Origin of the sequence: Methanobrevibacter sp. (assembly GCF_045646045.1) — an archaeon.
GTDB lineage: Archaea > Methanobacteriota > Methanobacteria > Methanobacteriales > Methanobacteriaceae > Methanocatella.
The window spans coordinates 1-9429 of record NZ_JAZRJY010000047.1 but is presented as its reverse complement, the minus strand read 5'-3'; the positions used below and the strand labels follow the sequence as shown (position 1 = coordinate 9429).

Sequence of the window (9429 nt, the reverse complement as noted above, 5' to 3'; positions counted from 1 at the left end):
AACCGCACCTACAGACAATATACCCAAAATAGAGAACATATAATACTCACATCTACCAGTTAAAAAGCCAACACAGCCACCAGCTTTAACACCCAACTCCATTAACTGTTTTGCAATCCTATCTGCTATATAAGCTCCTTCGCCATAACTGTAATGATTATTGTTCATGAATACAAGATTATTTTTTGGGCATTTTGCCAAATTATCATTAAAAGCATCCAAAACATCATCATAGACCAAACCATGTTCCGTTTGATTATAGGAATCTAAAAGTAAAATATCCTCATCTGAAATATGATTAACATCACTTAAATGTTCATTATTTAAAAACCCAATCAATACTTTTTTAAATACATTTACAAAACGTTCGGCAGTATTTTGACTATATTTACCATTATGATCCAGATTAACAAGGAAACCATCATCCAAATCATTAATAATACATGAAAATTCACAAATTCCTTCCGCATAATCTTTATATATAACATCATTTCCAATTTTTGAAACATCATTTAAATCATAATTATATTCAAATAAAACATTATTATTTATATTAAATTCACTTGCAAGCAATCTGAATGGATAAATACTATTAGACATTGATTTTAAGATTAAATCTGAAACATCATTCATATATTCTTTCACAGATTTGTTTTTACAGTCGACAATGATTGGAATTGTGCGGACAAACATTCCCATCGCATCCTGATTATAATCTTTATGACGGCCATGCTCCGTATAAGTAAAGTAAACTTTATCACTGCCAACGAATCTAGAATATGTATAAGCAAAAATAGCATTCAGGAAATTTCCAACAGTTATGCCTTGATTATGCACAAATGAGTCTACATCGCTGCGAATTCCACGAATAGGAAGACTAACAGCACCATCGGATCCATCAATATCATCTAACAAATATCTGACATCACTAATATCGCCAAAGAGGTCATTGAAAAATTCTTTAGCAATATTGTACTCTGATTTGAATTTAGACTCAAATGAATCACGACTATCATAAACAAAACCTAAATCAACATTTTTATCTAAATTAGCATTTAAAGCAAGATTTAAATCTCTATTAATAATGCCTGCAGAATTAGCATCACAAATCAGATGGTGCATATCATAACCAATAAACTTAGCATCACCATTGTCCACTATAAAGAAGCGGACTAAAGATTTATCTAAATCAAAAGGCCTGATAAATTGTGAATAATCTTCAATATCATAAAATTCAATTTCCGGACAAGCGTCACAAACTAAAAGAGGTAACTCATCCGTATCTAAAACACGAGCTTTTAAAATTGGATGTTTATCGATTAAAGCATGGATTGCATCCTCAATATCATCAACTGAATGATTATCACCACATTTGATAATATTAGGAACCGAATAGGCAGTACCTTTATCATTAACTTTTTCATCCAGATATACTCCTAATTGGGATTCGTTTAAACAACAGACAATACCTTCACTAAACTTATAATTAGAAATAAACTCTAATTCATATTCAATATTGGTTTTAAACTCATTAAATTTATTACCAATGTATGTATCCATCGCATAATCCCCATTAATAAGATAAGTATTATCTATTCTAGAAACATTAAAAGTAATACCGTAAGATTCAGATTCAAACTGCAAATTAAGTTCATTGTTTTCAGAAAGATAATGATTTACTGATTCCAAAAATTCATTTTTAAATACAAATTCATTACTTAAAAAGTTAAAAGTAACAGGACAATGTTTGAATTTCAAATCATTAGTAGTGTAAATTAAAGAGGCATAATTCAAACCTAAATGATTGATATCATTAAATGCCTTTTTAAGACTGTACACATCTTTCATCAAAGAAATATCATCATATTTATTATCTATTTTAATATGTACTGGATACTGGCTGGTAAACCATCCTATTGTTCTGTTAATATTTGCTATATTATCATCACGACCATAAGATTCACGATTAAATATAATATCCATATTATAAGTCTTTTTATAAGCACGACTAATTGCTAAAGCTAGATATTCCTCTTCAGTCAACATCAAAAGATTATTAACATCAAAGGAACTTTCAACATTAAAAGCAAAAACCTTGGTATTACCTTTAATAAGAGAATCATCCAGTAAACTATTCACTTCAATCCAATGTTGCTTTTCTTCATCAGAAATATTCTCAACTAAATTTCTAACATCTTCGACCCATGATTTATAAGGATAAGGCCTTGGAATATCTATTTTCTCACCTTTATGTAAATTATAATAGATATGTGTTAAGTCAGTGAGCAGAATATTCCAGCTTACACCATCAATAATCAAATGATGAATAATAATTATAAGATAGTGATTATCATCATAATGAACCAAATTAATGTCCATCAACTTATTTTCGATATTTAATGAGGTGGAGGATTCAATGAAAACATTTCTTATATTTTCATCAAAGTTATCATCGAATGTGTATTCTTTAATTTCACAAATACGAGTATTTAAAGGTAAAATTTCCTGAACAGATTTGTTTTCATCTTCTTTGAATGTGTAAACTGCGCGTAACATATCATGGAGATTTGTCAGTTCATCAATGGATTTCTGTAAAATATCAACATCCAAATCTGCTTTGAATTTCAAAATGAACGGCTGAATATAAGTATCTAAATTAATGTGTTCAAAGAAATAATCCTGAATAGGAAGTAGATCAACAGCACCTTCAACAGCATCATAACTTTGAGATTCAACATTCAAATCAATATGCTGTGAAATAAGATAAGGAGTTTTATAATTTAATATATCTCTAGCTTTACAATAGACACCATTTTTCTCTAAAAGTGAAACAACACGAATGGCACCGATAGAATCTCCACCTAAACGGACAAAGTCATCAAATAAACCAAGGCCTTTTTGATTAAATACGACTTCAAATGATTCGATAATATGTTTTTCAGTTTCATTTGTTGGAGCAACATATTCAACACTTAAAGGTCCTACATCAACTTCCGGCAGAGCACGTGTATCAACCTTGCCATTAACAGTCAATTGAATACTATCCAAAACAACAACATATGCGGGAAGCATATAATCCGGTTTAGACTTAGCAACATAATCCCTAATATCCATTCTGAGTTCATCACTATCAAACTCATCAGATACCACAACATATGCCACAATTTCATTATTATTTTTATTTTCAAATGTCTGTACAGTTACATCATCAATATAATCCATTTCACGTATTACAGATTCAATTTCTGATAATTCTACACGGTTTCCTCTGATTTTAACCTGGCTGTCTCTACGTCCAACAATTCCCAATGTTCCGTCAGGCAATATGCGAACCATATCTCCCGTACGATATAATACATTATAATCCTCACCATTATCGAAAGGATTTGCTATAAATGATTCTTTTGTTTCTTCTTCACGGTTTAGATAGCCGTCAGCAATTTGAATACCTGCCAAGCATAATTCTCCAACAGCACCTACAGGTACACGTCTTTTCTCATTATCTAAAACATATGCTTTTGTATTGTAATTCAAGTATCCTACAGATGATTCTGTTATTTTATCTGAATTATGGACGGAGGATATGAAGGCAAATGATTCAGTCGGACCAAATCCGTCAATCAATTCATAATTTTGAGGGCTTTCAACTTTACCCAATTTTTCACCTGCAACAAGTAAAACATCCAATGATGTATCTTCAATGCTTTGCATAAAGAGCTTACCTACCTGAGTGGTAATAAATGCATGGTTAACTCCGTGTTCGATGAAATAATTATTCATTTCAACCATATTAAGCCTAATATCTTCAGGAATTATACTAAGACAAGATCCCGCATATAAAACAACACAGATAATGAAATTAGAGACATCAAAACCAATAGCTGAAAATAATGCATAAACATCATTATCAGTTAAATCATATTTATCAGTATAGAATGTAGAAACATTCAAAAGAGATTTTCTGGTAATTTTAACTCCTTTAGGATTACCTGTAGTACCACTAGTGTATAAAATACATGCTAAATCACCATAAATTACAGGCAAAGTGAATAAACTTCCAATTTCATCATTAATTATATCAGATATATTTAAAAGATGAACATTATCTGTTAAATCTTTAGCTCGCTCATAGGTATCATTACTGCAAATAATCACTTTAGATTGTGTATCTTCAATTATGTATCGAATATGTGCATCCGGATGGGCATAATCCAAAGGAACATAAATACCACCCATAGACAAAATTCCTAAAATATTCAATATGTATAATTCGCTACGAGGAACTAAAAAGCCAACATGGTCTTGTGGTTTAACACCTAAATCAACTAACTTCTGAGCAATCTTATCTGCTATATAAGCACATTCACCATAAGTGTAAGAAACACTGTTATAAGAAACGAGCATATTGTCTGGATTTTTTCTTAAATTATCATTAAAAGCATCTAAAACATCAGCATATTCCAAATCATGCTCAGTCTGATTATACCTATCTAAAATTTCAGTATCAACATCAGAAATATAATTAATATCTGATAAACTATCAACATGAATTATTTCCTGTAAAACTAACATATATGAATTGATAAAACGTTTAACAAAATCACTTGAATATTTATCCGAATAAGTGACACTTAAATCATATCCATCGGATGTTTGAATAACATTAACGCTGAATTCAGTATTCAAATTACTTTCTTTTTGAACCATTTCTGATAATTTTAAATCATCGTCATCCACATTTTTTATATCTCCATTAACCCATCTAGGCATAAATTGGAATAGAATATTGGAATCAATACCATATTCTTTGGCCAGTACTCTGAATGGATAATAATTGTATCTCATGACTTTATAAATCAAATCAGAAATATAATCCATGAATTTTGGAATTTTTTCATTTTTACAATCAACCAATAACGGCAGAGTGTTTACATACATGCCTATTGAGTTGAAATTATTAAATCTATCACGTCCATTTTCAATCATGTTAAATAATGCATTATCGCTTCCTACAAATCTGGACAAGGTATAAGCAAAGACACTTGTGAATAAAACATTTTCACTAATGTTGTTGTCTTTGAGGAATTTATCAAATTCATACTCATTAAAATCCAATTTAATTTTTGAAATACCTGGACCATTATTTAAAACACAATCCAGTAAACTACCTGCATCATCACTGTCAGACAGCATCATATTATAAAATTCTTTTGCATCATCATATTCTTCTCTTTTTTGAATTTCATTATTGAATGCAGATATTTTTAAAAATGAAACATCCTCTTCTAGACTTCCTCCATCAAGAATTGTTAATAAATCATTTTTAAACACAATATTTGATAATCCATCAAAAATTAAATGATGGAAAACTGCAAACAAATCATAATCATCATCGTTTTCAACTATTAAAAATTTGCATAATGATTCATGTAAATTAAATCCTTTTGTTAAAAATTCATTTATTGATTCTTCATCAATTTCTGATTTAACATAAATATCTGCCATTTTACCTTTTACCAAATGAGGAACATCGAAATCATCATCAATACACATATTTAAAATAGGATGAATATCCATCATTTTATTTAAAGCTTCAAACAACTCATTAATCGCATAATCTTTAGAAATTTTAGTGAAAAGAGGAATAAGGTAGGCATTAAATTTATCATTAGCGATAATGTCTAGATATACATTTAATTGAGATTCATTTAAAGGACAGCCACTCTCCAAAGAATAAATATCTAAATTATAATCATTTTCTTTAATATTTTCGGCTATTGCTTTTGGTGTGTGTAAACTTAAAATATCTGCAACCGTAATATTATAATTTTTTAAATGAGAAATTAATTTAATGGCAGTTAATGAATCACCACCTAAACGGACAAAATCATCGTAAATACCAATATTTTCTTGATTAAATACACTTTCAAATGCATATACAATTTCTTTTTCTGCCTGTGTTGTCGGTGGAACATATTCCGCCTGCAAGAGGTTAAAGTCAACTTTAGGAAGAGTACGTTTATCCACTTTACCATTAATATTTAACGGAATTTCTTCCAATTTCACCACATATGAAGGAAGCATATAATCCGGTTTGTATTTTATAACATAATTACAAATATCTTCTTTAAGAGCATCCTCATCCATATCCTTTGATGTTACAACATAAGCCACTAACTCATTATTGGCATCATTTTTAACTGTTTGAACAGTAACATCATCCACGTAATCCAATTCACGAATAATCGATTCGACTTCAGAGAGTTCTACACGGTTTCCTCTGATTTTAACCTGGCTGTCACGACGGCCAACAATAGCCAAAGATCCATCAGGCAGCAACCTTACCATATCTCCCGTACGGTATAAAACATTGTAACTGTTATTATCATTAAACGGATTATTCATAAATGCCCTGTTTGTTTCGTCTTCACGATTTAAATATCCGTCAGCAATTTGATATCCTGCCAAATATAATTCCCCAACTGCCCCGACAGGTGTTCTTCTAAATTCATCATCTAAAATATACGCTTTAGTGTTGTAGTTTAATACACCAATTGACGAATAGTCCACTTTATCTGAATTATCTATTGATGTGATAAATGCAAATGTTTCTGTAGGTCCAAAACCATCAATCAATTGATATTTATTGGAATTTACAACCTGACCTAATTTTTCACCACCCAAAGTTAAAACTCTTATTGAAGTATCCACAATATTTTCTATAAAGAGTTTACCCACCTGCGTAGTAATCATGGTATGTGTAACTCCATGTCTGATGAAATAATTATTCATTTCATTAATGTCAAACCTAATTTCATCAGGAACAATTGATAAAGATGCACCTGCATAGACTGTTTGACATATGGCCTGTGAAGCAGCATCAAAACTAATTGATGCAAATAAACCATAAACATCATCCCCATTAAAACCGCAGCTGTCCATATAAGATTCAGAAAGGTTAAGTATTGATTTTCTAGTGACTTTAACACCTTTAGGAACACCAGTAGTACCGCTAGTATATAAAATACAAGCCAAATCACCATAATTAACCGGCAAAGAAGATAATCTGCCAATTCTTCCTTTAACATTATCAGATATATTTAAGATAGTGATATCACTTGCCAATTCTTTCACACGTTCATATGTTTTATCACTTACAATTAAAACTTTAGATTCTGTATCGTTCAATATAAACTCCATACGTTCGTCCGGATGAGCATCATCCAAAGGAACATAAACTGCACCAGCAGACAAAATACCTAAAACTGAAAACATGTATAATTCTGACCTTTCAACCAAGAAAGCAACTTTATCTCCAATATCGACACCAATATCATTTAGGGAATTATTTATCTTATCTGCAATAAATGCACCTTCCCCATAAGTATAGGACAAATCATTATATTTAACAAGACATTTATCAGGATTATCGCTTAAATTATCATTAAAAGCATCCAAAATATCATCATAACCTAAAGAATGCTCAGTACCATTATAACTATCTAAAAGGACAATATCTTCTGCAGTAATATAATTAATATCGCTTAATTTCTCAACACTAAGCATATCCTGTAAGATTAATTTATAGGATTCCATAAATCGTGAAACAAAGCCTGATGAATATTTATCAGAATAATTAACATTTAAAATATAATCATTATTCTCCTGAACAACATTAACATTAAAATCTGTAATAAAATCATCCATATCAGCAAAAATATCTGTTTTTCCAGTATTTTCAGACACATCTTTATCAGAATATCCAATATCAGTTGTCCATTCCGGTAAGTATTGGAATATGATGTTGGAATCAACAGCATATTCATTTGCAAGTAATCTGAATTGATAGTAATTATATTTCATAGCACTGTAAATTGATTGTGAAAGATATTCCATAAATGAATCAATGCTTTGTTCTTTACAATTAACAAATAAAGGCAAAGTATTAACAAACATACCGATAGAATCAAAAATACCAAGTCTGTCCCTTCCATTTTCAATAATATTAAACAATACAGAATCACTGCCTACAAAACGAGACAATGTATATGCAAAAACACTTGTAAATAAAACATTTTCACTAACCCCATACTGTTTTATAAATGACTTAAATAAATCTGAATCCAAATCCAAGTTAATATTTCTAACACCTGGTCCATCAGATAATACACTATCCAATAAAATGCCCTTATCATCAACATCACATAATAAAGATTCATAATATTCACTGGCTTCAACATACTCCGGCATATTTTGTATTTGTTTATTGAAAGCTGAAATTTTTATAAAAGCATAATCCACATCAATATCCTCTTCATCAAGAATGCTCTGTAAATCTTTTTTAAATACTGTTTGAGATAAAGCATCAAATATAATATGATGGAAAACAGCAAATAATTTATATCCATCATCTTTTTCAACAATTAAAAATCTGCATAAACTATTTTGCAAATCAAATGGTTGAGTCAAGAATTCATAAATATAATCCTCACCAGTACTTGATTTAACAATAATGCTAGGATCAGAACCTTTAACTAAATAAGGAACATCAAATTCATTATTAATCCTCATGCCCAAAATTGGATGGACATTAAACATCTCCTCCAAAGCATCAACAACAGAATCAATAGAATATTCTCCGGAAATATCGATAACTAACGGAATAAGATAAGCATCCACCTTATCATTAGCCAAAATATCCAAATAAACATTTAACTGAGACTCATTTAAAGGACAACCAGAATCTAAATCATAAATATCCAAATCTAATGAAAATTCCTTAATATTTTTAGCAATAGCATAAGGGGTATGTAAACTTAAAATATCAGCTACTGAAATATCATAATCATTTAAATGTGAAACTAATTTAATGGCAGTTAATGAATCACCACCCAAAGCTATAAAATCATCATGAATACCAATGTTTTCCCGATTAAATGCAATTTCAAATGCATCTACAATTTCTCTTTCTGCCTGTGTTGTCGGTGCAACATATTCTACCTGCAAGCCATCAAAGTCAACTTCAGGAAGCTCACGTTTATTCACCTTACCGTTAACGTTTAAAGGAATACGGTCTAAATTAATAACATGTGAAGGAACCATATAATCAGGCTTAAACTCACCAACATATTCACATATATTATTTCTAAGAGTATCTTCATCAAATCCATCAGACACCACATAAGCCACCAATTCATAATTGTCATCATGTTTAATTGTTTGTACTGTAATATCTTCAATATAGTCCAATTCACGGATTACCGCTTCAACTTCTGATAATTCTACACGGTTTCCTCTGATTTTTACTTGACTGTCTCTACGTCCAACAATTCCCAATGTTCCGTCAGGCAATATGCGAACCATATCTCCCGTACGATATAATACATTATAATCCTCACCATTATCGAAAGGATTTGCTATAAATGATTC

At 30.4% G+C, this 9429-nt stretch carries 1 protein-coding gene; it reads right to left on the bottom strand.

Annotation, left to right across the window (positions count from 1 at the left end; all coding sequences use genetic code 11):
• The coding region (locus tag ACKI5C_RS03180; RefSeq protein ID WP_407431778.1) for an amino acid adenylation domain-containing protein at positions 1–9429 on the bottom strand (9429 nt) is incomplete at both ends.